Source organism: Pseudomonas sp. Root71 (genome assembly GCF_001429045.1).
Lineage (GTDB): Bacteria > Pseudomonadota > Gammaproteobacteria > Pseudomonadales > Pseudomonadaceae > Aquipseudomonas > Aquipseudomonas monachiensis.
This window is the reverse complement of the sequence record NZ_LMHY01000005.1, coordinates 42,656-67,527: the sequence shown is the minus strand read 5'-3', so window position 1 is coordinate 67,527 and position 24,872 is coordinate 42,656. Positions and strand designations below refer to the sequence as shown.

The following is a 24,872-nucleotide window of genomic DNA, read 5'->3' as shown; positions in this document are numbered from 1 at the left end:
TGTTGGGCCGTCGTCGGCGTGCAAACTATAGCCGGACCGTTCACGCCGTGGCAGGGGCAATTGGCTGAACCTCGCGATAAGTACCAGACTCATAAGTGAAACGTCTGACTGGAGAGCGATCATGACTCTGCATCGCGTTGCGCGTGTCGCCAATGTGCCCGAAGACCGGGGTCTGGAAGTGCAGGTCCTGGACAGCAAGATCCTGCTGTTGCGGGCCGGCGAACAACTGCGCGCTTATCAGGCCGAATGCCCGCACGCCGGAGCCCCGCTGGCGGACGGCGCGATATGCCACGGACGCCTGACGTGTCCATGGCACAAGGCGCAGTTCCGGATCGAGGATGGCGGGCTGTGTGAACCGCCAGCCCTGGACAGCCTCAAGCGCTATCCCCTCGAAGTCCGTGACGGCGATATCTGGGTCGGCGACCAGCCGATGTCGGGTGGCCACGCGCCACCGGCCGACGATCCACGAACTTTCATCATTGTCGGCGCTGGCGCGGCAGGCACGGCAGCGGCAGCGTGTTTGCGCGAGAAAGGTTTCGGCGGCCGGCTGTTGTTGATCGACCGCGAAGCCGATTCCGGATACGACCGCACCGCGCTGAGCAAATACGTGATCGCCGGGGAGATGCCGCTGGACGAAGTCCCGCCGCTGCGTGACGAGGATTTTTACCGCAAGCAGCGGATCGAGCGCCTGCGAGGCGAAGTGGCAAGCCTGGATGCGCCAAACCGGACGCTGCGGCTGACTGACGGCCAATCACTGACCTACGACGCCGCGCTACTGGCCACCGGCGGCGTACCCAATCCGCTGACGCTGCCGGGCGCCGACCTGCCGCAAGTGTTCGTCCTGCGCTCCAAAGCCCATGCGCAGCAGATTCTCGACAGCGCCAGCGCCGGCCAGCGGGTGGTGATCATCGGCGACAGTTTCATTGCCATGGAGTCCGCCTCGTCCCTGCGCCAGCTTGGCCTGCACGTGACCGTGCTGGCCCGTCACGAAGTGCCGTTTGCCAAACAGTTCGGTGACACGGTCGGCAAGGCCATTCGCGCACGACATGAAGCCCATGGCGTCGTGTTTCATACCCAGGGCAATGCGGTACAGATCGAAGGGACGGACAAGGTCGAGGCCGTGCGCCTGGATAATGGCGAACACTTGGCGGCTGATCTGGTGCTGGTCGGCATTGGCGTCACGCCAGCCACTGCGGCCTTTACCGGGTTGCCGACGGAGCAAGACCAGTCGCTGCGTGTCGACGGCGCAATGCGCGTGGCCGACGGCCTCTGGGCGGCTGGCGATATCGCCACGTTCCCGCTGAACAACCAATACCTGCGCATCGAACACTGGCGACTGGCCCAGCAGCAGGCACGGATCGCCGCGGCCAATATGCTGGGCGGTGACGAGCATTACCTCGACGTGCCGTTTTTCTGGACCTGGCATTTCGGTAAAACCTACGACTACCTCGGCCACGCCCAGGCTTGGGACGAAGTCGAGTTCAAGGGCGACCCTTACGATCCGCCGTTCATAGGCCTGTTCGGAAAAAACGGCGTGGTGTCGGCGGCGGTAGCCTGCGAGATGGACCGGGCCATGGCGATGCTCGCCGAGCGGATGAAACAACCGTTGCCCTGGGAAGAGGCATGGCGCCTGATCCGTGACGTCCCCTAGAGGGACAGCAAAACGCCCGGCGCCTGCGCGATGCAGAGGCCGGGCGTTGCAGGGTTAGCAGCCGCCGTTATTCGGTGGCACTGGTATCTGCGAACTTGCTCATTACAAAACTGGCGAACTCTTCAACGGTCATTTTCTGGCCGTTGAAGTCCACCTGATTGTTGGCGTAACGCAAGTTGGTGACGATGTTGTTGCCGTCCAGTTTTGCCAGTTGGCTGCCGACCGCCATGCTGCTGAACATGTCCGCGGTGGCGGTGGCCTGGTCGGCAATCAGCTTGGCGTCGGTCTGACCGTCGATTTGCGATTGCACGGTGAGCACATCGACCAGCATGGCTTTGGACACTTGCAGATTGAAGTCGAGCAGCGCAATCAGCTGTCTGACCAGTTGATCGGTCGGCAGATCAATGGTCTGTGGCTTGGTCAGGTCGAGCACCATGTTGGCGCGGCTCTCACCGTTGGCGGTGTTGAACGACAGGTTTTCCAGGGCCACTTGTGGTCCGGCCGCCAGCAGTTTTTCCAGGCTGGACTTGAGCAGCGCCTCTTCGGCTTCGGTCAGTTTCAGCTCTGGCGCCGGCAGGCCGGCCGCTGTTGCTTCGGCCGCCGCCCTTTCATACGGCTGCAGCTTGCTCTGGTAAACCTGCATCAACGACAGGGTCGCCGGAATGTCGAGGTTCTTCAGGCTCATGGCCAGCGCACCGGAACCGATGGTCTTGCCGTTGAAGGACACGTCGCTGACCTTGTAGTCGGCACGTCCGGAGACGTTGCTGCCCTTTTCTTCAGTCAGGTTCTTCATTTCGAACTTCTTGAAGTCCAGCACCGACTGCTTGACGCCGAAGGTCGATTTGCCGCTGGCCAGTTCAACGACGTTCTCGCCGGTGTAGAAACCGTAGGTACTTTTTGTCAGGTTGCTGGCCAGGGTCAGGCCGTTCAACTCAACCTGCACCGGCGCCTGGTCTTCGGAAACGGTGGTCACCTTCAGGCTGTCCATGTAGCCGTTGGCCTTGACCTTCTGCGCCTTGGCGCTGGCATCGATGTCCATGCTCAAGCCAGAGAATTTCATGCTCGACTTGTCATCCAGGGCCATTTCCAGCGGCTGCAACTCGAAGGTGCCATTGGTAGCGTTGTCATAGCCGATATTGACCACGCCGCTCAGCGGGGACTTGCCCTTGGCGGCGGCAAACCACTTCTCGGTGTACGGGGTCTTTTCCAGCTCGTAGTGACTGGTCGCCAGGACCGGCAGCCACTTGAGCGACATCAGGCGCGAGAACGGCAACGGGCCGTGTTCGATGTGATCGACAAACAGCAACTCGACCGGCGCTTCGCCGAACATTTCGCCTTCGCCCTTGAGGCGATAGTGCGCGGTGCTGCTGAATACATGACGCTCCAGCGACACCAGTTCCAGCGACGCAGTGCCGTTGGAACCGACCATCGCCGCCTGCAATTCCTTGTTGGCATCGGCAATCGAGGTGTTCAGTACACCTTCGATTTTGGTGCCGGTGAACCAGGCTCCGCCTGCGCTGATGGCACCGATCGCGACAACAATTCCCAGTAGCAAGCCTGCTGATTTATTCATGTATGACCCGTTCAATGTCCGTTGTTGAAAGTGAGGTCGTCTTCCCTGAACCCATGACGGGTTGCGGCTCGACAGCGCTGAAAGTGAGTTGCAGATTAGCACCGGGTGCGACGAACGGCCCAATGTTTAAAGGTGAAAGAGTGTCTTGGGGTGGTCACACGGCTGGAGATATTCACAGTCAATGCAATCGCCTTCGCGAGCAAGCCCGCTCCCACCGGTATGGCGTAATCCCTGTGGGAGCGGGCTTGCTCGCGAAGGCGGCATAACAGCCACCACAAAATCAGGAATACTGGACCTCGATTTCATCCAGTTGATGATCAAAACTTTTGAGCCTTGCAGTCCAGGTGTACACCAGCACTTCGAAGTCGCGGTTGATCACCGCCCCGCCGGTCACTTCCGTGCGCGTGTCGCAAACATCCAGTTGATAGCGTTCACGGGCCATGGCCGTGGCGACATCCGCCAGCTCCCGGGCATTGCTGAGCCAGTGCCGACCGTCGTCAGCCACTTGTCGGTCCAGCGCCAGGCACTGTTTTTTCAGGCTCTCAAGGCTTTTTTCCAGCGGCGTGCCGGTCAATTCGCCCATGACTTCCTGAAAGGTGCGCCCCGGTTGCCAGTAACTGCCCCAGAAATAACGGTCGAACACCGTTTCGACACGACGCAGCGCCACCTTGGTGTCCCAGATCAGGACCAGGGTCTTGCCTTGTTCGAGTTGTCTTTTCTTGGTGCGTTGATTCTGGACCGAGGCCCAGGCTACCACCGCAATGGACATCACCGCGATCAGTGCGGCGGCACTGTCGAGGAACGCCAGAGCCTTGTCGATCTGGAGGGCCAGCATGATGCCGTAGAAATAGGTGGCCGACAGCAGCACCAACGCCACGATGGCGCACCAGAAGCCGAGAGCATAAGGGTTTTTCATTATTGGTTTCCCCCTGACCTGCGCGAGCCTTGTGCGAAGAAAGGGCGCTTTGTACGGGGCGCCCCTCCAACACTTCAAAGCATAGCAACGGCCTCAGGGTTTGCCGGAGTTCGACGCTTGCGTTCGTCCGCTTTCCCAGCCGCCGCCCAAGGCGAGGAACAAATCGATCTGACTGGCGGCAACCTGGGTGTTCGCGGCAGCCAGTTGCGCCGTGACATCGATGTAGGTGCGGGTGGCCTGCAGGTCGGCCAGGAACGAGGCGCGGCCGGCCTGGAAGAAGCGGTGGGTCTGGTCAGACGCCAGTTTTGCCGATTGCTCGGCATCGGCCAGTGCGTCGCGACGTTGCAGCAATGCCGTGTACTGGGCCAGGCCGGTCTGAGTCTCGCGAATGGCGTTGAGCACTACCCCATCGAAATGTGCCAGGGTCGCCTGGGTCACCGCTTCGGCTTCGCGGATGCGCGCACGGGCGCCGTTGGTCGGCACGTTCCAGGTCAGCGACGGACCGAAGCCCCAGCGGTTGGTAGACGGGTCGCCGAGATCGTCCAGGATACCGACGGTACCGATGGTCGCGCCGATGCTGATGTTCGGGTACAGCTCGCCCGTGGCGACGCCAATACCGGCCGTCGCGGCCGCCAGCCGACGCTCGGCCTGCCGTACATCGGGACGACGCTTGAGCAATGCGGCGCCATCGCCCACCGGAATCAATTGCGCGATTTTCGGCAACTCGTCGCAGGTAGCGGTGCCGGCCGGCAGTTGGTCCACCGGCTTGGCCAGCAACATCGACAAGCGGTACAGCCCGGCCTGACGCGCCGCTTCATAACGCGGCATGTCGGCGCGCAGGGATTTGAATTGGGTCTGCGAGCGGGTGACCTGGGTTTCGTCGCCACGCCCGGCATCGCGCAGACGCTGGATCAGCGTGGTGCTCTGGGCTTGCAGGTCGAGGGAGTGCTGGGCAATTTCCCGCTCTTCATTGGCCGCGCACACCTGGGTGTAGGCCCGGACCACGTCGGCCACTACGGTGATGCGTGCGGTATCGGCGGCGGCCTGCGTCGCATCGGCATTGGCCTTGGCCGCTTCGATGCCGCGCTGCAGGGTACCGAACAGATCGAACTGGTACGACGCGCTGATACCGATATCGCCGATGTTCGCCACCGGCACTTTTTCCGGCAGCAGGAACGCCTGGCCAGACTCCTGCAAGCGCTGGGCGCCCATCTGTACGCCGGCGCTCCAGCCTCCCGCCGCTTCGGCCTCATCGACCTGAGCGCGAGACCGCGACAGGCTGGCCGCCGCCACACGCAAATCGGTGTTGGAGGCCATGGCCTGCTGCACCAGCTGGTCGAGTCGCGGATCCTTGTACAGGCGCCACCAGTCGGCCGGCACCGGTGCGGAAACCACCGTTTTACCGTCTACCGCCAGATCACCCTGGAGGTCCGAGCGATGCACAGCCACCTCTTCGGGCAAATGATAATCCGGCCCGACCATCTGACACGCCGACAGCAGCAAGCCTAATCCGGCGACCGCCAAACCCGAGGCCTTGCTCATTGCGCCGGCTCCCGTTTCTGATCGTCGATGATCGATACCGTGGCGGTGCGCCCGGCGATCATGCGGAAATCTTCCGGCACGTCATCGAAAGCGATGCGCACCGGAATCCGCTGGGCCAGCCGCACCCAGCTGAAGGCCGGGTTGACGTTGGGCAGCAGGTTGTTGCCGCTGGTGCGGTCGCGGTCTTCGATACCGGCGACGATGCTCTCCACATGCCCGCGCAGGCGCGCATTGTCGCCGATCACCCGGATGTCGACGCTTTGCCCGATATGGAACGAGTTGCTGTCGACCACCGACAACACCGGTCGCCCGGCGCTGACGAACTCTTGGGCCCGTGGCGCACGGTCGTTGACGTAGCCGTCCACCGGGCTGCGGATCACCGAGCGGTCGAGGTTGAGCTGTGCGCTGTCCACCGCCACCTGGGCTTCCATCAAGGCCACTTGGGCGCGGGCCACTTTCGACTGGCTTTCTTCCAGTTGTTCACCCGGCACCAGGTTGCCAAGCCCCTTGTTCCGCTTGGCCTCGCGCTGGGCCTGGGCCAGGGTTTCCTCGCGGTCGGCGACTGCCGCTTTCGCTTGGCGCAGGGCCAGCTTGAAGCGGTCCGGATCGATGCTGAACAGCACTTGGCCGCGCTTGACCAACTGGTTGTCGCGCACCTCCACTTGCTGGATCAGCCCGGAGACATCCGGCGCGATTTGCACGATGTCGGCACGGATGTGCCCGTCGCGGGTCCAGGGCGCGAACATGTAATACATCACCATGCGCCAGACCACGACAACGGCGAAGCTCACGATCAGCAGGGTCAACACCACGCGACCCAGGGTTAAAAACGGTTTTTTCATGTCATCAGGTATCGACTGAGTGAGTCCACCGCGCCAAGCAGCAAGGCGTAGAGGGCCACGTTGAACAATGCCCGGTGCCAGACCAGACGGTAAAAGTGCAGGCGCGCCAGCACCCCGTGCACCAACAGGTACAACACATAAGTAATGCCCATCAGCACCAGCAGCGTGGGCAGGAACACCCCGCTCAGATCCAGGTCACCGATCATAAAGGCGCTCCATCAATGCCATGGGGAAGCGGTTCTTCGGACTCGGCGGAGCCGACGAACTCGACGCCGGGCAACAGTGCCAGGCGCAGGCCGCTCAGGGCGTGCAGCAGATGCCGACGGGTCTCATCATCGCAGGCACCGCTGAGAGCGCGGCGCGTGCGGTCGAGGGTCATCAGCAACGGACTCGGTGCCTGCAAGCGCTCACCAGCCTTGAGACAGGCCTTGAAGTACTCGCCCACCTCGGCCACCACCTGGCGCAACAGCACCTGCGGCACACCAAGGACCCGCGGCGTATAGGCGAGCAGGTCCAACAGGTTCAACGCCACCCGCACTTCCCGCAGCGCCACGCCGGAGTCCTGGCCGGTCATGGCCAGGCGCGGCAGATGCTGCATCAGCCGATCGAGCATCCGTATGCCCAGAAGCCGATGCTCGGACAAAGTGGCCGGCTCGGAGAGGCTGACGATGTCACGCCAGCTGAAACGGGTCAGGCGCTTGGCCGCCAGTTCGGCACCGAACGGCCGGGCGATCAGGGTCCAGATGAACGCGAACAGCAGCCCCATGGGGCCGGCCAGGTTGGAGTTGGCGAAACTGAGGAAGTCCGCGTCGTAAGCGCCCTGAATACTGATGAAGGACGAGGTGTTGACCAGGGTCAGCAGCATGCCCAGGTAAAACTGCGGCTTGACCGTCAGGGTGCCGACGCAAATGAACGGCACGGCAAACGCCAGCACCAGCATCGGAAAGTCATGCAGGTTGGGCAGCACCAGAAACAGATAGAGGCTGGCGAACACCACCGACATCGCCGTCCAGAAAAAGAACCGGTAAATCTGCGGCGCCGGGTCGTCCATCGAGGCAAAGAAACTGCAAGCCACCGCTGCCAGGATCACCGCGCTGCCGCCATCGGTCCAGCCGAGCAGAATCCACAATACCGAGGCGACAATGATTGCCGTAACGGTCGATGCAGCGGAATAAAACATCAGGCCGCGATCCAGGAACGGCGATAGCCGCCCCAGCCGCCAGTGCCGATACACCGCGCGCCAGCTGTCCTGGCTTTCGCACTGGATGGCGTACTGCAGACTGCGACAGTCCTGCCACAAATCGATCCACTCGCCGAGACGGTAAATGGCGTTGGAGAAAAGCAGTTGCTTGCGCTCATCCAGCGCTTCGGGAGCCGGTTGCAGGGCCTCGAGTTGAGCCTTCAGGGCTTGCCAGCGGTCGAGATCGGCATCCTTGTGTTCGAGCCATTCGGTGGTGGCGGCCAGCAAGGGTGCGAACTTGTCCACAAGCTCCGGGGTGCGCCGTTCCAAGGCGTAAAGCGCGTCGTCGAGGGCATCGATCACTGGCAGCAGGTGAATCATCCGACCACGCAATTCCTTGGTATTGCGCACTGTCTGCGGTCGCGAGCCTTCGTGGGGCAACTGACCGATCATCAATTCCAGGGAGTTGAACGTGGCGACCATCGATGCGCGCAGCGCGCTGACTTCTTCAGGCTGCACGTTGCGGCTAAGGAAGCGCAGGCTGTAGGTCGACGCATCGGTAAACCATTTGCTCACCGAATCATTGAACACCGGCGCCAGGCGCCGGGGCCAGAACATCGCGCCGACCACCGCCGCCACGGCGATGCCGAGAAAGATTTCTTCGGTCCGTGCCTCGGCCACGTCCCATACCCCCAGCGGGTTGTTCACCACCGGCAGGGCAATCAACGGCAAGGTGTAGCCGGCGAGCATCAAGGCGTAGTTGTTGGCGGTGCGCAAATGCAGGGACAGAAACAGCAGCGTCCCGGTCCACAGCGCAATCACCACCACCAGCACGTAGGGGCTCTGCACGAACATCGGCACGAACAGAACCGCCGCCGCAGCGCCGACAAAGGTGCCAATCGCCCGGTATAGCGCCTTGGAACTGGTAGGGCCGAGAAACGGGCTGGAAACGATGTACACCGTGGCCATCGCCCAGTACGGACGCGGCATTTGCATGAGCAGGGCGATGTACAGCGCGATCATTGATGCGGCGAAGGTGCGGACTCCGTAGAACCAGTCCCGCGCCGGGGGCATGCCAGAGAAAAATCCGTTCAAGGGTTCGCCACCGATGGCGGCGTGGCCGCTTCAAATGCTCTCAGTACCCGCAGCGTAGCCTCCAGATCACTCTGGTCAATGCCTTCAAGGACTTCGTGGCGCAAGCGCACCAGCTCCACTTCGACCGCCTGCACCAGCTCCCGACCGGTTTCGGTCAGGCTCAGGCATTTGGCGCGGCGGTCCTGTGCATCTTCGGTGCGGCAGACGTAGCCGCCATGGCACAACTGATCGAGCAGGCGCACCAGCGACGGGCTCTCCATCCCTGCTGCCTGGGCCACCGTCACCTGACGCACACCCTCGCCCAGACGCCCGATCATCAACAGCGGAACGGCACAGGCTTCGGAGATTCCATAGTTGGCCAGCGTGGTCTGGCAGATTTTGCGCCAATGCCTGGCGGCCACCACCATGGCGCTGCTGATGTTCATCTGGAGAACGTCGAGGTTGTTCGGCACGAGGGACAATACACACTGTTAGTTTGCTAACTATCAATATTGCATTGAGAGGGATTTTCCGTCAAGTTTTGAAACAAATACGTAACAGCGACCTGCCGAGAGCCATCAGCGTTTCCTGGCACGCTCATACACTTCACTGCGTTCGCGCTTTCCTACTGCAACGACAGAAACGACAGAAACGACGATGCGCTCATCTATCACCTCGTAGACGAGTCGATACCCCGATGACTTCAACTTGATTTTGTAGCAGTCGGGCATGCCATGGAGTGAGTCGGAAGGGATTCGAGGCATTTCGAGCCGCTCTGCCAACTTCTTTTTGAATTGCTCACGTAGCGTGTGCCCCAGCTTGTCCCATTCTTTGCGTGCAGATGGCAGAAATTCGAGCTTATAAGTCATCCAGCGTTACCGGGATCGGTGTTTCATGACGACGAGAACGCACGATTTCCGCCAATTCCAAATCATCCAGGCGCTCCATCATGGCTTCGAACACATCGGCAGGGACCATATACCCCATGACGCGATTGTGATTGAGCACTGCGACGGGCCCTCCATGGGCGCCATTCAAAACGGCAGAGGGGTTTTTCTTTAGTTCAGACACGCTGACAGCCATATCAGCCAAAACACTTTGCATAATTAAGACCTCAAATAAGGTCTTAATTCTGGTCAATTACTGTGATCAGAGCAACCTAGGTTGAGCACCGCCTATCAGTTTTCTAGATCCCCCGCCCCTTCCTCAACAGCACATCCAGCTGATCCACCACCTCCGCCCAATCCGCGTCATCGAGTATCTCTTCACGCAGAAGATCCGCCTGGCTCGGGCTCCAGAAAAATGCATCCGCAAGGTGCAACTCCGGTTTGAGTGGTGAATGGGTGGCGATGAATTTATCGATGCTTTCGGCATCGTCTGGCAGGCCGAGTTGCTTGAACAGGGAGGGAAGGTTGTGGGTTGGGCTTTCCATGTCTAGCTCCTGTGAACTGATTAAGGGACCGCTGCGCGGTCATCGCGAGCAAGCTCGCTCCCACACGGTTCTGAGTCGATCACAAAACCTGTGGGAGCGGGCTTGCCCGCGAAGATGGCAGCATTGACGAAACAAAACTCAATGACTCAACTCCCGCACCTCGGCATGCGGCACCATTTTCAGAAACTCGGGCATGTCCATGCGCACCAGGTTGACGTGGTTGCCGGCCTCCAGATAGATGTCTTTCTGCCGGGTCAGTAGCGGATCGATCACCACCTCCAACCCATAGGACTCACCCAGCGCCGGTACGGCACCGCGTTCGCAATCATCGAACAGGTGCGCCAGGTTGCTTTCGCGGGAAACCTGCCACTCACCGCTGTTGCGGACTTTGCTCAGGTCAAGGTGACGGCTGGCGGGCAGCACGGCCATCAGGTAATGCCCATGGTGATCGTCGAGGATCACCGATTTGGCCACCCGTTCGGCAGGAATACCTGCGACCCGCGCCGTTTCAAGGCTGCTGGCCGAGTGTGGGTGGCTGACGATGTCATATTCGCATTGAGCCTTTTCCAGGCTTCGCTGCACGGTTCTTGCCATACGCATGATGCACCTCGGTGTCCGCCACGATCGCTTGCGGACGATGATTAAAGCTTGGCTTGCGTAGTAAAAGTCTAGGCCCGTCAGCGCGATCCGGCGGGAAATCTGCCCATCGGATGTCGACGGCAGTTGAGCAAAATTCATACCGGCCAAGGCTCAACTAAACTGTATACAGAGCCACTCCACGACTCTCCCGGAGGGTCAAGTGAACACGCGTTGCTGTGCAGTTGCGTTGCTGTTGGCGTTGAGCGGATCGGCCTGCGCCGCCGACACGGTTGTGGTGCTGTTGCCCAACCCCGTCGGGATCTGGTTGATCACCTTCGGCATCGCGTTCCTGATCGCCGAGGCGGCCCTGCCCAATTACGGTGTGATCGGCCTGGGCGGCATCGTGATGTTCGTGATCGGCGCGGTGATCCTGACCAATACCGATGTGCCCGTGCCACTGATGATCGGCCTGGGACTGGTCAGTGCACTGTTACTGGTTTACCTGGTGTTTCATGCCCTGAAGACCCGACCGCGCCACACTGTCAGCGGTGATGCCGGGCTGGTCGGCAGCGAAACGCCGGTCACTTCAGTACAGCTCGGCAACGCCTGTGGCGGCTGGGTTCATCTGCAAGGAGAACAATGGCAAGTGCTCAGCGCAACGCCGCTGCACCCCGGGCAACGGGTGCGGGTGGTGGGGCGCCAGGGCTTGCTGCTGCAAGTGGCCGCGACTGACGCGGCGCCGGGCGGAGAATAGTCATGGGTTTGCAATTGGGTCTTGTCGCGCTGCTATTGTTGATCATCGCACTGGCGGGGTCGACGTTCCGCATCCTGCGCGAATACGAGCGCGGGGTGGTGTTCCAGCTCGGGCGCTTCTGGCAGGTCAAGGGCCCTGGCCTGATCCTGCTGATTCCGGTGGTCCAGCAAATGGTCCGGGTCGATTTGCGCACCGTGGTGCTGGACGTGCCGCCACAAGACGTGATCACCCGCGACAACGTGTCGGTCAAGGTCAACGCGGTGCTGTATTTCCGCGTACTCGATCCGCAGAAGGCAATCATCCAGGTCGAGGATTTCCTGGCTGCTACCAGCCAATTGGCGCAAACCACGCTGCGGGCAGTGCTGGGTAAACACGAACTGGACGAACTGCTGGCAGAACGCGAACGCTTGAACCTGGACATCCAGCAAGTACTCGACGCCCAGACCGACACCTGGGGCATCAAGGTCGCCAACGTCGAGATCAAGCACGTGGACCTCAACGAATCGATGATCCGCGCCATCGCCAGGCAGGCCGAGGCAGAACGGGAACGGCGAGCCAAGGTGATCCACGCCGAGGGTGAATTGCAGGCCTCGGAAAAGCTCATGCAGGCCGCCGAAATGCTCGGCCGACAACCGGGGGCCATGCAGTTGCGCTACATGCAGACCTTGAGTTCGATTGCCGGCGATAAGAGCTCGACCATTGTCTTTCCACTGCCGATCGAGCTGCTCAAGGGCATGGCGGATTTGTCGTCGAAAGCCTGAACGCCGACCGGTTCAGGACCTGGGCAACACTTCGGCTTCGCCAAGCCAGGTCAACAGTCGATCAAGGCAAGCCTCGATCGTTTGTACTCCGGTGTCGAGTACCAGCGCCGCATCAACCGGCGCCTGATACGGTGCGGACACCCCGGTAAACCCCATCAATTCGCCGCGCCTGGCGCGAGCATAGTGACCTTTTGGATCACGTTGCTCGCACACCGCCAGGGTCGCACTGCACCAGACTTCGCGATAATCGTCACCGAGCCGCCGGGCGAACACATCGCGCAGCTCCACCAGGGGCGCGATCATCGCCAGGATCACGATTTGTCCGTTCTCCACCAGCAACGCCGCCAGTTCGCTGGCGCGACGGATGTTTTCCTGACGATCGCTGTCGCTGAAGCCAAGGTCTTGGTTGAGCCCTACCCGCAACCCGTCACCATCGAGCACCACGCTCTGCAGCCCGCGTGCAAACAACTCGGCGTGCAGCGCTTGCGCGAGGGTCGACTTGCCCGCCGCCGGAAGACCGGTCAGCAGGATCGCCGCGCCGCGATGGCCGTTGCGTTGCTCGCGCCGGGCACGGCTGATGCTGGCGGTCGGGGGCTTCACATCAACGCGCTGGGGCATGGGCCACCGGAACCGTGATATCACCCGCCGCCCAAGCCGCTTCGCGGTTGGCCAGGGCCGTGGCGATGGACTGGACTTGCGTCGATTGCACCTGATCCGGCAGCGGATCGAGGCCGGCGCTGGCGAAAATTTGCCCGTAGGCGTTGCGCAGGTCGGCGTAGGACAGGTCACGACGCAGATCGGCCTGCAAGGTGTTGAGTTCGCCCTGGATCAGATCCAGCTCACCGATGCCGTCCGCCTGGTGACGATTGCGCAACTGACCGACGATTTGCCCGTCGATGTCCGACAATTGCTGATTGGTCTTGAACTGGCGCAACGCCTCGCGGTAATTGGCATTGGCCACATACAGCTGCGCCAGCACCGCAATCGACATCGCCTGACGGCGCGCGGTGGCGACTTCTTCACCAGCCTTGGCCACGTTGATCGCCGCGGGAGCCGAGATCACGTTAAACAGGTTCCAGGTGACTTTGACGCCGTAATCGGCCCAGCCTTGCTCCACCAGGAACGAGTTGCTGTCGTAATGTCCGCCGGCGGAGAACTCCAGGCCCGGCAGCAGGCGCAACATGGCTTTGCGGGTCTCGGCAGCGCTGATGCGGGCCTGATAATCCTGTTCGCGCAGTTCCGGGCGGCTGGTCAGGGCTTCCTGTTCGAGAGTGGCCAGATCGATCTTGAGCTCGGGAATCTCATAACCGTTATCGGTCGCCAGGGTCAGCTCGGTGCCCATCGGCAGGTTGATCAGGGTCGCCAGTTCGGTCTTCGCCAGAGACAAGGCACGGCGCTGCTCCTCCAGTTGGCGTGTCGCTTCGATCAGCGAACGCTGATAACCGAGGGCCTGCACCGGATCGCCAATGCGTTGCTGGCTCATGCTCTGGCTGTCGTTGCGCGCGGTTTCAACCCGCGCCATCAGGCTGTCGATCTGCGTGAGCAGGCGTTCGGCGGCCATCGCCCGCCAATACGCCGAGCGCACGTCCTGGACGATGGTGTTGATCACCTTGCGCCGACGTTCCTGAACGATCAGGCGCTGGTCGCCCTGCTGCTTGGCGCTGATGTAACTGACACCAAAATCGAGCACGTTCCAGACCATCGTCAGGTCCGCTACATCACGGTCGCGGTCCTGGGAGGTCGAAGGTTCCAGGGACTGTGTACCGGTGCGCACACTCTGGCTGCTGGAGGCGTTGACGTTGTTGCGGCCCACGTATCCGGCGTCCAGCGCCATGCGCGGCAGCATGTCGAAACTGGCGAGGTCGAGCTGACGCTTGGCCAGGGCCTCCTCCATGATTTTCAACCGGCCTTCAAGGTTGTACTTCACCGCACGGGCCATGGCCTGGTGCAGGGTCAACGGGCCGGCAAGGGGCTCCTGCCCCTTGTACATGCTTTGCAGGTCACTTTTGGCCCGCTGCTCACTGACACTGCGTTCGATCGGCTCACTGGTGACTGCGCATCCGCTGATCGCCAGTGCCAGCAGACTGACTCCAAACAACTTATGACTTCTATTCATCCTTGCATCGCCCCTGGGTGCCGCATCAAAAGTGAAAGTTCTCATCAGGCCTGCATTTCGCCGATGCCGGCCAGTTTCAAAGCGGCGGCCAGGTTGGCGACCTGCTGCTGCTCGTTGTCCTTGAGTTGTTGCAATTGCTGGCCCAGGGTCGGTGCGCCAAATACCCCGCGCAGCCCTTGGGAAACATCGCCGGACTTGATCGACTGACTGCCGAAGGCGTTCAACGAATCGCGCTCGCTGCTGCTGTCCTGATTGAACAGGCTCGACAGCGTGCTGGTGCTGAACACACCACCGTCACCGCCACCGAAACCGAGGAAACCATGTCCCGAGCCATCGCCACCGCCGTCAGTGCTGCTGAAAACCTGCGCGATGAAACTCGGGGTCAATGCGCCGTGGTTCATGAAAATATCGCCCAACGGCCGGATACCGTTGCCGATCACCCGTTGTTCGAACAATGGCTGGAAGGTCAATGGTGAAGTGAGGTTGCCCGTCGGAGGCGTGAAAATGCTCGGTTGCAGCGGCACGTTGGGCACATCGGGCAGCGTCACCGGGGTGCTGCTTTGGAACTCGGGGTCTACCGTTACGACGACAACCGATGAGGTCGGCACCGTGTTGATGACAAAATTGTCGGACTGGCTCACGCCGCTGCCACTGTTGCCGGCCATGTCGCTGATACCGGCGCGGTTGATGCTGATCGCGTTGCTGGCGATATTGACGTTGGCGGTCGGTGTCAGCATTGCGGTCCAGGTCTTGCCGCCGTCGCTGCTGCTCAGGTCGGACAAGGTGCCGTTGGCAATACTGATGTCGGACAAATCAAAACCGCTGACCGCTTCGCTGAAGGTGATGGTCACCTGCGAGGTCTGGCCCACGCCCAGGTTCGGATTGGCGATCACCACGGTGGCGGTTGGCAGTTCGCTGTCGAGGGTGTAATTGTTCGACACCGCCACCGTGTTGCCAGTGTTGCCCACCAGATCCGTGACGTTGCGGGTGTCCAGGGCGATGAAGTTGCTTGGGTCGGTGACATTGGCCGTCGGCGTGAACGTCGCCGTCCAGGTCTTGCCGCCATCGCTGCTGCCGAGGTTGCTCAGGTCGCCATTGGTCACGCTCAAGTCGGACAGGTCGAAGTTGCTGACGGCCTCGCTGAAGGTGAAGGTCACCGTAGTGGTCTGGCCGATACCGAGGTTCGGGTTGGCAACCACGATACTCACCGTCGGCCGGGTCGCATCGAGCGCGTAGTTGTTGGAGATGGCGATACTGGCGCCGAAGTTGCCGACATTGTCCTGCACGCGACCGGTGTCGAGCACGATCAGGTTGGTTGCGTCGCTGACATTGGCGGTCGGCGTCAGGGTCGCGGTCCAGGTCACGCCGCCATCGCTGCTGCTCAGGTTCGACAACACGCCGTTGGCAACGCTGATGTCCGATACGTCGAAACCGCTCACCGCTTCACTGAAAGTGATGGTCACGGTGGTGGTTTCACCGATGCCGAGTTGCGTGTCGGCTACCACTATGGTCGCCGTCGGCAGCACGGTATCAATGGTGAAGCTGGCCGAGTTGCTGATGCCGGTTCCGGCATTGCCCGCGAGGTCGGACACCCCGGCGTTGCTCAAGCTGATCAGGTTGGTCGTGTCCTTCACGTTGGCGGTTGGCGTGAAGGTCGCGGTCCAGGTCACACCGCCGTCGCTGCTGCTCACGGCGCTCAATGTACCGTTGGGGATGGACAGGTCCGCGTTGGTGAAGCCGCTCACTGTCTCGGAGAACGTGATGGTTACCAAGGTCGATTCACCGGCCGCCAGCGTACCGTCGGCGACCACGATGGTCGCGGTCGGGCCTTGGGTGTCAATGGTGTAGGTATTGGAGTTGACCGTACCGCTGCCGGCATTGCCGGCCACATCCTGCACACCCGCCATGTTCAGCGCGATGGTGTTGCTGGTGTCGGTGAGATCGGCCGTCGGGGTAAGGGTGGCGGTCCAGGTGATCCCGCCGTCGCTGGAACTGACATTGCTCAGGATGCCGTTTGCGATGGTCAAGTCACTGTTGTCGAAACCGCTCACCGCTTCGCTGAAGGTGATGGTCACCAATGAGGTTTCACCGGTACTCAGCGCCGTGTCGGCAACCACGATGGTCGCGGTGGGCAGTGCGGTGTCGATGGCAAAATTGTTCGAGTCGGTGGTGCCCGACCCCGCGTTGCCCGAACCATTGGCCACGCCGCTATTGTCGAGCGTGATCAGGTTGCTGGCATCGGTAACGTCCGAGGTTGGTGTAAAGGTCGCCGTCCAGGTGATGCCGCCGTCGATGCTGCTGACGTTGCTCAATGTACCGTTGGTGAGGATCAGGTCGGCGTTGCTGAAACCGTTGACGGCCTCGCTGAAGGTGATGGTCACCAGGCTCGTTTCGCCGGCCTTGAGCGCCGTATCGGCGATCACGATGCTGGCGGTTGGCACGCTGGTTTGCACCAGGTAATTCGCCGAGTTGGTCACCCCGTTCCCGGCGTTGCCTGCCGCGTCGGTGACACCGGTGTTGTCCAGGGTGATGAGGTTGCTGGTATCGGTAATGCTGGCGGTCGGCGTGAACGTCGCGGTCCAGGTAACGCCACCGTCGCTGCTGCTCAACCCGCTCAGGGTGCCGTTGGCGACGCTCAGATCTGAACTGTCCAGACCACTGACTGCTTCGTTGAAGCTGATGGTCACCAGGGTCGTTTCGCCGGGACGCAGGTCGGTGTCGGCCATGACAATGGTCGCGGTCGGGCGTTGGCTGTCGATCGCGTAGTTGTTCGAGTCCGTGGTCCCGCTGCCGGCGTTGCCCGCCGCATCCTGAACACCGCTGTTATCGAGCCGAATGAGGTTGCTGGTGTCGGCGATACCCGTCAACGGTGTCAGGGTAGCCGTCCAGGTAATGCCTCCGTCGCTGCTGCTCACCGCACTCAAGGTGCCATTGTCGATGGTCAGGTCGGCATTGGTGAAACCGCTCACCGCCTCGGAGAAGGTGATGGTCACCAGCGTGGTTTCGCCGACACTCAGGGCATTGTCAGCGACCACTATGGTGGCGGTCGGGCGCTGGGTGTCGATGGCGTAGTTGTTGGAGTCGGTGGTGCCGCTGCCCGCATTGCCCGAGGCGTTCTGCACGCCGCTGTTGTCCAGGATGATCAGGTTGGCGGCGTCGGTGATGTTGGCGGTCGGCGTGAAGGTTGCCGTCCAGGTGACGCCGCCATCGCTGCTGCTCACCGCGCTCAGGGCGCCGTTGGCGATGGTCAGGTCGGCGTTGCTGAAACCGCTCACTGCTTCGCTGAAGGTGATGGTCACCAGCGAGGACTCGCCGACGTTCAGGGCATTGTCGGCAACCACGATGGTGGCGGTCGGTAACACGGTGTCGATGGTGAAGTTGGCGGAGTTGCTCGTACCGCTGCCGGCGTTGCCTGCGAGGTCCGCGACTGCGCTGTTGTCCAGGATGATCAGGTTGGTCGTGTCGTTGACCGCGACGTTCGGCGTGAACGTCGCCGTCCAGGTGATGCCGCCGTCGCTGCTGCTGACCGCACTCAACGTACCATTGGGAACACTCAGATCGGCGTTGGTGAAACCGCTCACTGCCTCACTGAAGGTGATAGTCACCTGGGTCGTTTCACCGGCAATCAGGGTTGAATCGGCCATGACAATGGTCGCGGTCGGGCGTTGGCTGTCGACCGCGTAATTGTTCGAGTCCGTGGTTCCGCTGCCGACGTTGCCCGCCCCGTCGATCACACCGCTATTGTCCAGGGTGATCAGGTTGCTGGTGTCGGTGACGCCAACCGTCGGAGTAAATGTCGCGGTATATGTGATGTTATCGCTGGTGCTGAGATTGCTCAGAGTACCGTTGCTCACCGTCAGGTCGGCCAGGGAAAAGCCGGTTACCGCCTCGGAGAAGGTGATAGTCACCACCGAGGTTTCGCCCACCGCCAGCGCCGTGTCCGCGACCACGATGGTCGCCGTCGGGCGCACGGTGTCGATGGCGTAGTTGTTGGAATCGGTGGTGCCGCTGCCCGCGTTGCCCGAGATGTTCTGTACGCCGCTGTTGTCCAGGGTGATCAGGTTGTTTGCGTTGGTGATGTCGGCGGTCGGCGTGAAGGTTGCCGTCCAGGTGATGCCGCCATCACTGCTGCTCACTGCGCTCAGGGTGCCGTTGGCGATACTCAGGTCGGCGTTGCTGAAACCGCTCACGGCCTCGGAGAAGGTGATGGTCACCAGCGTGGTTTCGCCGACACTCAGGGCGCTATCGGCGACTACGATGGTGGCGGTCGGCAACACGGTGTCGATGGTGAAGTTGGCGGAATTGGTCGTACCGGTGCCAGCGTTGCCCGCCAGGTCGCTGACCCCGGCATTGTCCAGGGTGATCAGGTTGGTCGTGTCGTTGACATCGACGGTTGGCGTGAACGTCGCCGTCCAGGTGATGCCGCCGTCGCTGCTGCTCACCGCACTCAACGTGCCGTTGGGAACACTCAGATCCACGCTGCTGAAACCGCTCACCGCCTCGGAGAAGGTGATGGTCACCAGCGAGGTTTCACCCGCGCTCAGCGTCGTATCGGCCAGCACGATCGTGGCGGTCGGGCGCAGCGTGTCGATGGCATAGTTGTTGGAGTCGGTGGTGCCGCTGCCAGCGTTGCCCGCCAGATCGCTGACCCCGGTGTTGTTCAGGGTGATCAGGTTGGTGGTGTCGTTGATGCTCGAGGACGGCGTGAAGGTTGCCGTCCAGGTGATACCGCCGTCACTGCTGCTGACGTTGCTCAATGTGCCGTTGGCGACGGTCAGGTCTGCGTTGGTGAAACCGCTCACCGCTTCACTGAAGGTGATCGTCACCAGGGAGGTTTCACCGATGGCCAGCATATCGTCGACCACGACGATGTTCGCCGTCGGGCGCACGGTGTCGATGGCGTAGTTGTTGGAATCGGTGGTGCCGCTGCCCGCGTTGCCCGAGCCGTTTTGCACACCGCTGTTATCCAGAGTGATGACGTTGCTGGTGTCGGTGATGGCATTGGTCGGGGTGAATGTCGCGGTCCAGGTGATACCGCCATCGCTGCTGCTGACGATACTCAAGGTGCCATTGGCGATGCTCAGGTCGGCATTGGAGAAACCGCTGACGGCTTCGCTGAACGTGATGGTCACCAACGACGTTTCACCGAGTAGCAGCTCGGTGTCGGCCACCGCGATGGTGGCGGTCGGCAGCACGGTATCAATCGTGTAGTTGCCGGAGTTGGTGGTGCCGCTGCCTGTATTGCCGGCCACATCGGTCACGCCGGTATTGGCCAGGGTGATGACATTGCTCGAATCATTCACGCCGACGGTTGGGGTGAAGGTCGCGGTCCAGGTGATGCCGCCATCACTGCTGCTGACCGCGCTCAAAGTGCCGTTGGCGATGATCAGGTCGGCGTTGGTGAAACCGCTTACTGCTTCGGAGAAAGTAATGGTCACCAGCGAGGTTTCACCCGCGCTCAGCGTCGTATCGGCCAGCACGATCGTGGCGGTCGGGCGAACCGTGTCGATGGCATAGTTGTTGGAGTCGGTGGTGCCGCTGCCGGCGTTGCCCGCCAGGTCGCTGACCCCGGTGTTGTCCAGGGTGATCAGGTTGGTCGTGTCGCTGATGCTCGCCGAAGGCGTGAAGGTTGCGGTCCAGGTGATGCCGCCGTCGCTGCTGCTGACCGCGGTCAGCGTGCCGTTTGTGATCGTCAGGTCCGCGTTGGTGAAACCGCTGACCGCTTCACTGAAGGTGATCGTCACCAGCGAGGTTTCGCCGATTCTCAGCGCCGTGTCCGCGACCACAATGGTGGCCGTCGGGCGCACGGTATCGATGGCGTAGTTGTTGGAGTCGGTGGTACCGCTGCCCACGTTACCGCTGGCGGCAGCCTGCACACCGGTATTGTCCAATGTGATCAGGTTGGTCGTATCGKTGATGCTGGCAGTCGGAGTGAAGGTGGCGGTCCAGGTGATACCGCCGTCGCTGCTGCTCACCGAGGTCAACGTGCCGTTGGCGATGGTCAGGTCGGCGTTGGTGAAACCGCTCACGGCCTGGTTGAAGGTGATGGTCACCAGCGACGTTTCACCAATTCTCAGCGCGGTGTCNCCGTTGGCGATGGTCAGGTCGGCGTTGGTGAAACCGCTCACGGCCTGGTTGAAGGTGATGGTCACCAGCGACGTTTCACCAATTCTCAGCGCGGTGTCCGCCACCACAATCGTCGCGGTCGGCGGGGCAGTATCGATGGCGTAGTTGCCCGAGGAACTGATCCCGCTGCCGGTGTTGCCCGCGAGATCGGCCACGCCGGTGTTGGCCAGGCTGATGACGTTGGTCGCGCTGATGATGCCTGCTGTCGGGGTAAACGTTGCGGTCCAGGTAATCCCGCCGTCGCTGCTGCTGACGGCGCTCAAGGTGCCGTTGGCGACGCTCAGGTCGGCGTTGGTAAAACCGGTCACGGCCTCGGAGAAGGTGATGGTCACCAGTGACGTTTCGCCCGCCGCCAGCGCCGTATCGGCCAGCACGATCGTGGCGGTCGGGCGCAGCGTGTCGATGGCATAGTTGTTGGAGTCGGTGGTGCCGCTGCCGGCGTTGCCCGCCAGATCGCTGACCCCGNCCGTTGGCGATGGTCAGGTCGGCGTTGGTGAAACCGCTCACGGCCTGGTTGAAGGTGATGGTCACCAGCGACGTTTCACCAATTCTCAGCGCGGTGTCSGMCACCACAATCGTCGCGGTCGGCGGGGCAGTATCGATGGCGTAGTTGCCCGAGGAACTGATCCCGCTGCCGGTATTGCCCGCGAGATCGGCCACGCCGGTATTAGCCAGGCTGATGACGTTGGTCGCGCTGATGATCCCTGCGGTCGGGGTAAACGTGGCGGTCCAGGTGATGCCGCCGTCGCTGCTGCTCACCGAGGTCAACGTGCCATTGGCGACGCTCAGGTCGGCGTTGGTGAAACCGGTCACGGCCTCGGAGAAGGTGATGGTCACCAGTGACGTTTCGCCCGCCGCCAGCGCCGTATCGGCCAGCACGATCGTGGCGGTCGGGCGCAGNAAACCGGTCACGGCCTCGGAGAAGGTGATGGTCACCAGTGACGTTTCGCCCGCCGCCAGCGCCGTATCGGCCAGCACGATCGTGGCGGTCGGGCGCAGCGTGTCGATGGCATAGTTGTTGGAGTCGGTGGTGCCGCTGCCGGCGTTGCCCGCCAGATCAGCCACGCCGGTATTGTCCAGGGTGATCAGGTTGGTCGTGTCGCTGATGCTTGCCGAAGGCGTGAAGGTTGCGGTCCAGGTGATCCCGCCGTCGCTGCTGCTGACTGCGGTCAGCGTGCCGTTTGTGATGGTCAGATCCGCGTTGGTGAAACCGCTGACCGCTTCACTGAAGGTGATCGTCACCAGCGAGGTTTCGCCGATTCTCAGCGCCGTGTCCGCGACCACAATGGTCGCCGTCGGCCGCACGGTATCGATGGCGTAGTTGTTGGAGTCGGTAGTGCCGCTGCCGGCGTTGCCCGCCAGATCAGCCACGCCGGTGTTGTCCAGGGTGATCAGGTTGGTCGTATCCGTGATGCTCGCCGACGGCGTGAAGGTCGCCGTCCAGGTGATGCCGCCGTCGCTGCTGCTCACCGAGGTCAAGGTGCCGTTGGTAATGGTCAGGTCGGCGTTGGTGAAACCGCTCACCGCCTCGGAGAAGGTGATGGTCACCAGTGAAGTTTCGCCGATTCTCAACGCAGTGTCCGCCACCACGATGGTCGCGGTTGGTCGGAGTGTATCGATGACATAGTTGTTGGAGTCGGTGGTGCCGCTGCCGGCGTTACCCGCCAGATCGCTGACCCCGGTGTTGTTCAGGGTGATCAGGTTGGTGGTGTCATTGATGCTCGCGTTCGGGGTGAACGTGGCGGTCCAGGTGATGCCGCCGTCGCTGCTGCTCACCGAAGTCAAGGTGCCGTTGGCAATCGTCAGGTCGGCGTTGGTGAAACCGCTGACCGCTTCGGAGAAGGTGATCGTTACCAGAGAGGTTTCGCCGATTCTCAGCGCCGTGTCCGTCACCACGATGGTGGCCGTTGGACGCACGGTATCGATGGCGTAATTGTTCGAATCGGTAGTGCCGCTGCCGGCGTTGCCCGCCAGGTCGCTGACCCCGGTGTTGTCCAGAGTGATCACATTCGTGGTGTCAGTGATGCTGGCGGTCGGAGTGAAAGTCGCTGTCCAGGTGATGCCGCCATTGCTGCTGCTCACTGCGGTCAAGGTGCCGTTGGCAATCGTCAGGTCGGCGTTGGTGAAACCGCTGACCGCTTCGTTGAAGGTGATGGTCACCAGCGAGGTTTCGCCGATTCTCAGCGCCGTATCCGCGACCACAATGGTCGCCGTCGGCCGCACGGTATCGATGGCGTAGTTATTGGAGTTGGTGACACCAACGCCGGCGGTGCCCAGACCGTTGATCACCCCGGTGTTGTCCAGGGTAATGACGTTGCTCGTATCGGAAAGACTGGCGGTCGGCGTGAACGTTGCCGTCCAGGTGATGCCGCCATCGCCGCTGCTTACGGCCGTCAACGTGCCGTTGGCGATGGTCAGGTCCGCATTGGTGAAACCGGTCACGACCTCGGAGAAGGTGATCGTCACCAAGGACGTTTCGCCGATGCTCAGTGTGGTGTCAGCGACCACAATGGTCGCGGTCGGCGGCGGCGAATACGCGGTGTTGAGTACACCTCCGTCGTTGTAGATGGTCGCAACGGAGGTCGGCGAGGTGCCGGTTGTCCCCCCGCCCTGCGCGGTACCGCCTGCACCACTGGCCGCGGCATTACCGGCCAGGGCCGCGAAGTTGGCTGCCGTGATCAACAATGTGCCTTTGTTCCAGATCGCACCGACGCCCCGGCCGCCCACACCGCCATTGCTGGCATTGCTGCCCTGGCCACCGCCACCGCCACCGCCGCCACCGGCGCCAATGTTGTTGCTAATGGTCGACGTGCCAATGATGGTGATGGTGCCGCTGCTGGCGTTGTAGATCCCGCCCACCGCGTTGCCGCCAGCGCCACCCACCTTGTCCCAACCGGCCCCGCCGCCGCCACCGCCAATGGAAATCGTGCCATTGGTGGCCGTCGCACCGTTACCGCCGTTGCTGTAATAGGAAACGCCCACCCCACCAGCACCGCCAGTGGTGGTACCGCCGCGACCGCCCATGTGGGTCGCGTCATAACCGCCGCCGTAACCACCGGCGCCACCGCCGCCCGCACCACCACCCAACGTGCCGGTACCCGGCCCTGCCGAACCGCCATGCCCGCCACCCTGGCCGCCCAAACCGCCGCCGCCACCACCGCCACCGCCGTAAAAGGCGCCCGTGACACCACCACCACCGCCGCCACCGGAAGCGCCGTTGGAAGTCACGGTTACGTTTTTCAGGGTAAGAATACCGGCGTTGAAAATGCCACCGGCCATCGCGCCCGAGGCACCGTAGCCACCGTTGCCGCCCGTGCCCGACACCAGGCCCCTGGTGATCACCAGGCCATCGAGTGTCACGGTACTGCCAGATGCCACTTCAATCACTCGGGTCCTGTACTGACCATCGAGAATCACGTCAGCCGCGCCATCGTTGTTCAAGTCGCCATCAACGGTGATGTTCTTGTTGATCAGCAGTTCGGACGTCAGCTGCACCGTCATGCTGCTGTTAAAGGTGACTAGGTCACCGTTCTGCGCCGAGGCGATGGCGGCACGCAGCGAGCCGACGCCCGTATTGGCGTTGTTGGTGGCGGTCCAGGTGGCCAGGCCCCATTGGTAATCACTCATGGCTTGTGTCGACAGCACGTTGGCGCTTTCGATGTTGCCGGTGACGATTTCCAGATCCCAGTCGCCGCCCACACCGGTGCGGTTGCTCGAAGCCGCTACATCGCGGCCGGTCATTTGCGCCAGCGAATCGACAAAGCTCAGGCCACGCTCGCCTTCGGCGGTGTAGCAGCCGTAGATCAGGATGTCGCCGCCAGCGTTGATGTCCTTGCCGATTTGCGCCAGCACCGCGCTGCGGGCGGCGACGTTGTCGGCCGACAGATAGCTGTCGCCCAGCCACAGGTCGCCGGCGTTGCCGTGGGCGATGATCTGCACCGAGCTGACGCCCTGATGCTGATCGAGGTAGTCGGCGATCTGTTGCAGTCCATCCTTGCCCGCGTCCAGCTTCACGACCTGGGTCCCGGGGGCGACGCCCTGGAGCAGGCTGTCGGCTTCTTTCACCCGGGAGTCAACGAACACCACGCTCTGCCCCGGCACCGCAATGGGGCTGGCGGCCGGTGTGGCATCGGCCTGGCCGTGGGTGTCCTTGCTGGCCGTCGGGTGATCGGCGGTCGGTGCCTTGGCGGCATCTGCTGTGGAATGGCTATCGGCCTGGGCCGCGGTATCGGCCACCGTGGCGGCGACAGCGCCGTCGAACAGCATGCGCGGTTCAAGGGACATGATCATGGGCGCCGCTGGCGGCCGTTGGCCTTCGGTTGTCCG

At 62.0% G+C, this 24,872-nt stretch carries 17 protein-coding genes and 3 pseudogenes; 3 read left to right on the top strand and 17 right to left on the bottom strand.

The genetic code is table 11. From position 1 onward, the window contains the following. The first annotated feature begins 121 nt into the window (after window positions 1-121). Window positions 122-1,651, top strand: a complete 1,530-nt coding sequence (locus ASD95_RS06525; protein WP_056726978.1) for an FAD-dependent oxidoreductase — start codon at window positions 122-124, stop codon at window positions 1,649-1,651. Window positions 1,652-1,718: 67 nt separating this feature from the next. Here ASD95_RS06525 and ASD95_RS06520 read toward each other — a convergent pair whose 3' ends face one another. The 11 genes from ASD95_RS06520 to ASD95_RS06475 all read right to left on the bottom strand — a co-directional run bounded on the left by ASD95_RS06520 (window position 1,719) and on the right by ASD95_RS06475 (window position 10,810). After that, window positions 1,719-3,224: a YdgA family protein gene (locus tag ASD95_RS06520; RefSeq protein WP_056726979.1), complete on the bottom strand. Its 1,506-nt coding sequence runs from the start codon at window positions 3,222-3,224 to the stop codon at window positions 1,719-1,721. 280 nt (window positions 3,225-3,504) lie between these two features. Continuing rightward, complete coding sequence (locus ASD95_RS06515; RefSeq protein ID WP_056726980.1) at window positions 3,505-4,140, bottom strand: hypothetical protein; 636 nt, start codon at window positions 4,138-4,140, stop codon at window positions 3,505-3,507. A gap of 93 nt (window positions 4,141-4,233) precedes the next feature. Beyond that, entirely contained in the window at window positions 4,234-5,682 is a 1,449-nt protein-coding gene (locus ASD95_RS06510; RefSeq protein WP_056726981.1) for an efflux transporter outer membrane subunit, read from the bottom strand. Then, window positions 5,679-6,524 carry an efflux RND transporter periplasmic adaptor subunit gene (locus ASD95_RS06505; protein ID WP_056726982.1) on the bottom strand — a complete coding sequence of 282 codons (846 nt, stop codon included), beginning with the start codon at window positions 6,522-6,524 and terminating at the stop codon, window positions 5,679-5,681. The genes ASD95_RS06510 and ASD95_RS06505 overlap by 4 nt, the downstream gene beginning before the upstream one ends. Continuing rightward, complete coding sequence (locus tag ASD95_RS06500) at window positions 6,521-6,730, bottom strand: DUF1656 domain-containing protein (RefSeq protein ID WP_056726983.1); 210 nt, start codon at window positions 6,728-6,730, stop codon at window positions 6,521-6,523. Before ASD95_RS06500 ends, ASD95_RS06505 begins: the two co-directional genes overlap by 4 nt. Beyond that, window positions 6,727-8,799, bottom strand: coding sequence for an FUSC family protein (locus ASD95_RS06495; protein ID WP_056726984.1), 2,073 nt, complete (start codon window positions 8,797-8,799; stop codon window positions 6,727-6,729). The genes ASD95_RS06500 and ASD95_RS06495 overlap by 4 nt, the downstream gene beginning before the upstream one ends. Continuing rightward, entirely contained in the window at window positions 8,796-9,224 is a 429-nt protein-coding gene (locus tag ASD95_RS06490; RefSeq protein ID WP_056726985.1) for a MarR family winged helix-turn-helix transcriptional regulator, read from the bottom strand. Before ASD95_RS06490 ends, ASD95_RS06495 begins: the two co-directional genes overlap by 4 nt. Before the next feature lie 132 nt (window positions 9,225-9,356). Continuing rightward, the gene (locus ASD95_RS06485; RefSeq protein ID WP_056726986.1) at window positions 9,357-9,647 is read right to left on the bottom strand and encodes a type II toxin-antitoxin system RelE family toxin; all 291 of its coding nucleotides are present in this window, start codon (window positions 9,645-9,647) and stop codon (window positions 9,357-9,359) included. Then, window positions 9,637-9,882: a type II toxin-antitoxin system prevent-host-death family antitoxin gene (locus tag ASD95_RS28410; RefSeq protein WP_046040690.1), complete on the bottom strand. Its 246-nt coding sequence runs from the start codon at window positions 9,880-9,882 to the stop codon at window positions 9,637-9,639. The genes ASD95_RS06485 and ASD95_RS28410 overlap by 11 nt, the downstream gene beginning before the upstream one ends. Before the next feature lie 82 nt (window positions 9,883-9,964). Then, on the bottom strand, window positions 9,965-10,210 hold the full coding sequence (locus ASD95_RS06480) for a DUF2789 domain-containing protein (protein WP_056726987.1): 246 nt from the start codon (window positions 10,208-10,210) through the stop codon (window positions 9,965-9,967). A 138-nt stretch (window positions 10,211-10,348) separates the two neighbouring features. After that, complete coding sequence (locus ASD95_RS06475; protein ID WP_056726988.1) at window positions 10,349-10,810, bottom strand: aminoacyl-tRNA deacylase; 462 nt, start codon at window positions 10,808-10,810, stop codon at window positions 10,349-10,351. Window positions 10,811-11,009: 199 nt separating this feature from the next. Here ASD95_RS06475 and ASD95_RS06470 point away from each other — a divergent pair, with 199 nt between their 5' ends. Both ASD95_RS06470 and ASD95_RS06465 read left to right on the top strand, forming a co-directional pair. Continuing rightward, complete coding sequence (locus ASD95_RS06470) at window positions 11,010-11,543, top strand: NfeD family protein (RefSeq protein ID WP_056726989.1); 534 nt, start codon at window positions 11,010-11,012, stop codon at window positions 11,541-11,543. 2 nt (window positions 11,544-11,545) lie between these two features. Then, window positions 11,546-12,304 (top strand): slipin family protein, encoded by a 759-nt coding sequence (locus ASD95_RS06465; protein ID WP_056726990.1) that lies wholly within the window; start codon window positions 11,546-11,548, stop codon window positions 12,302-12,304. Window positions 12,305-12,316: 12 nt separating this feature from the next. Here the strand turns inward: ASD95_RS06465 and cysC are convergent, their stop codons facing one another. The 6 genes and pseudogenes from cysC to ASD95_RS29065 all read right to left on the bottom strand — a co-directional run. Further along, a complete protein-coding gene (gene cysC / locus ASD95_RS06460; RefSeq protein WP_056726991.1) occupies window positions 12,317-12,922 on the bottom strand; it encodes an adenylyl-sulfate kinase in 606 nt (201 codons plus the stop codon). Then, window positions 12,906-14,420: a TolC family protein gene (locus ASD95_RS06455; RefSeq protein ID WP_056726992.1), complete on the bottom strand. Its 1,515-nt coding sequence runs from the start codon at window positions 14,418-14,420 to the stop codon at window positions 12,906-12,908. Before ASD95_RS06455 ends, cysC begins: the two co-directional genes overlap by 17 nt. A gap of 44 nt (window positions 14,421-14,464) precedes the next feature. After that, a pseudogene (locus ASD95_RS29070) lies at window positions 14,465-20,506 on the bottom strand (Ig-like domain-containing protein); the annotation flags it as partial. 1 nt (window position 20,507) lies between these two features. Continuing rightward, window positions 20,508-21,011: pseudogene (locus tag ASD95_RS29620) on the bottom strand (Ig-like domain-containing protein); the annotation flags it as partial. 1 nt (window position 21,012) lies between these two features. After that, a pseudogene (locus tag ASD95_RS29615) lies at window positions 21,013-21,446 on the bottom strand (Ig-like domain-containing protein); the annotation flags it as partial. A 1-nt stretch (window position 21,447) separates the two neighbouring features. After that, the coding region (locus ASD95_RS29065) for an Ig-like domain-containing protein (RefSeq protein ID WP_442965831.1) at window positions 21,448-24,836 on the bottom strand (3,389 nt) is incomplete at its 3' end. Between the last annotated feature and the right edge of the window lie 36 nt (window positions 24,837-24,872).

What these genes read in the sequence shown, in the direction of transcription:
- ASD95_RS06525 (WP_056726978.1), top strand. Translation starts at nt 122, where the DNA reads ATGACTCTGCATCGCGTTGCGCGTGTCGCCAATGTGCCCGAAGACCGG.
- ASD95_RS06520 (WP_056726979.1), bottom strand. Translation starts at nt 3,224, where the DNA reads ATGAATAAATCAGCAGGCTTGCTACTGGGAATTGTTGTCGCGATCGGT.
- ASD95_RS06515 (WP_056726980.1), bottom strand. Translation starts at nt 4,140, where the DNA reads ATGAAAAACCCTTATGCTCTCGGCTTCTGGTGCGCCATCGTGGCGTTG.
- ASD95_RS06510 (WP_056726981.1), bottom strand. Translation starts at nt 5,682, where the DNA reads ATGAGCAAGGCCTCGGGTTTGGCGGTCGCCGGATTAGGCTTGCTGCTG.
- ASD95_RS06505 (WP_056726982.1), bottom strand. Translation starts at nt 6,524, where the DNA reads ATGAAAAAACCGTTTTTAACCCTGGGTCGCGTGGTGTTGACCCTGCTG.
- ASD95_RS06500 (WP_056726983.1), bottom strand. Translation starts at nt 6,730, where the DNA reads ATGATCGGTGACCTGGATCTGAGCGGGGTGTTCCTGCCCACGCTGCTG.
- ASD95_RS06490 (WP_056726985.1), bottom strand. Translation starts at nt 9,224, where the DNA reads ATGAACATCAGCAGCGCCATGGTGGTGGCCGCCAGGCATTGGCGCAAA.
- ASD95_RS06485 (WP_056726986.1), bottom strand. Translation starts at nt 9,647, where the DNA reads ATGACTTATAAGCTCGAATTTCTGCCATCTGCACGCAAAGAATGGGAC.
- ASD95_RS28410 (WP_046040690.1), bottom strand. Translation starts at nt 9,882, where the DNA reads ATGCAAAGTGTTTTGGCTGATATGGCTGTCAGCGTGTCTGAACTAAAG.
- ASD95_RS06480 (WP_056726987.1), bottom strand. Translation starts at nt 10,210, where the DNA reads ATGGAAAGCCCAACCCACAACCTTCCCTCCCTGTTCAAGCAACTCGGC.
- ASD95_RS06475 (WP_056726988.1), bottom strand. Translation starts at nt 10,810, where the DNA reads ATGCGTATGGCAAGAACCGTGCAGCGAAGCCTGGAAAAGGCTCAATGC.
- ASD95_RS06465 (WP_056726990.1), top strand. Translation starts at nt 11,546, where the DNA reads ATGGGTTTGCAATTGGGTCTTGTCGCGCTGCTATTGTTGATCATCGCA.
- cysC (WP_056726991.1), bottom strand. Translation starts at nt 12,922, where the DNA reads ATGCCCCAGCGCGTTGATGTGAAGCCCCCGACCGCCAGCATCAGCCGT.
- ASD95_RS06455 (WP_056726992.1), bottom strand. Translation starts at nt 14,420, where the DNA reads ATGAATAGAAGTCATAAGTTGTTTGGAGTCAGTCTGCTGGCACTGGCG.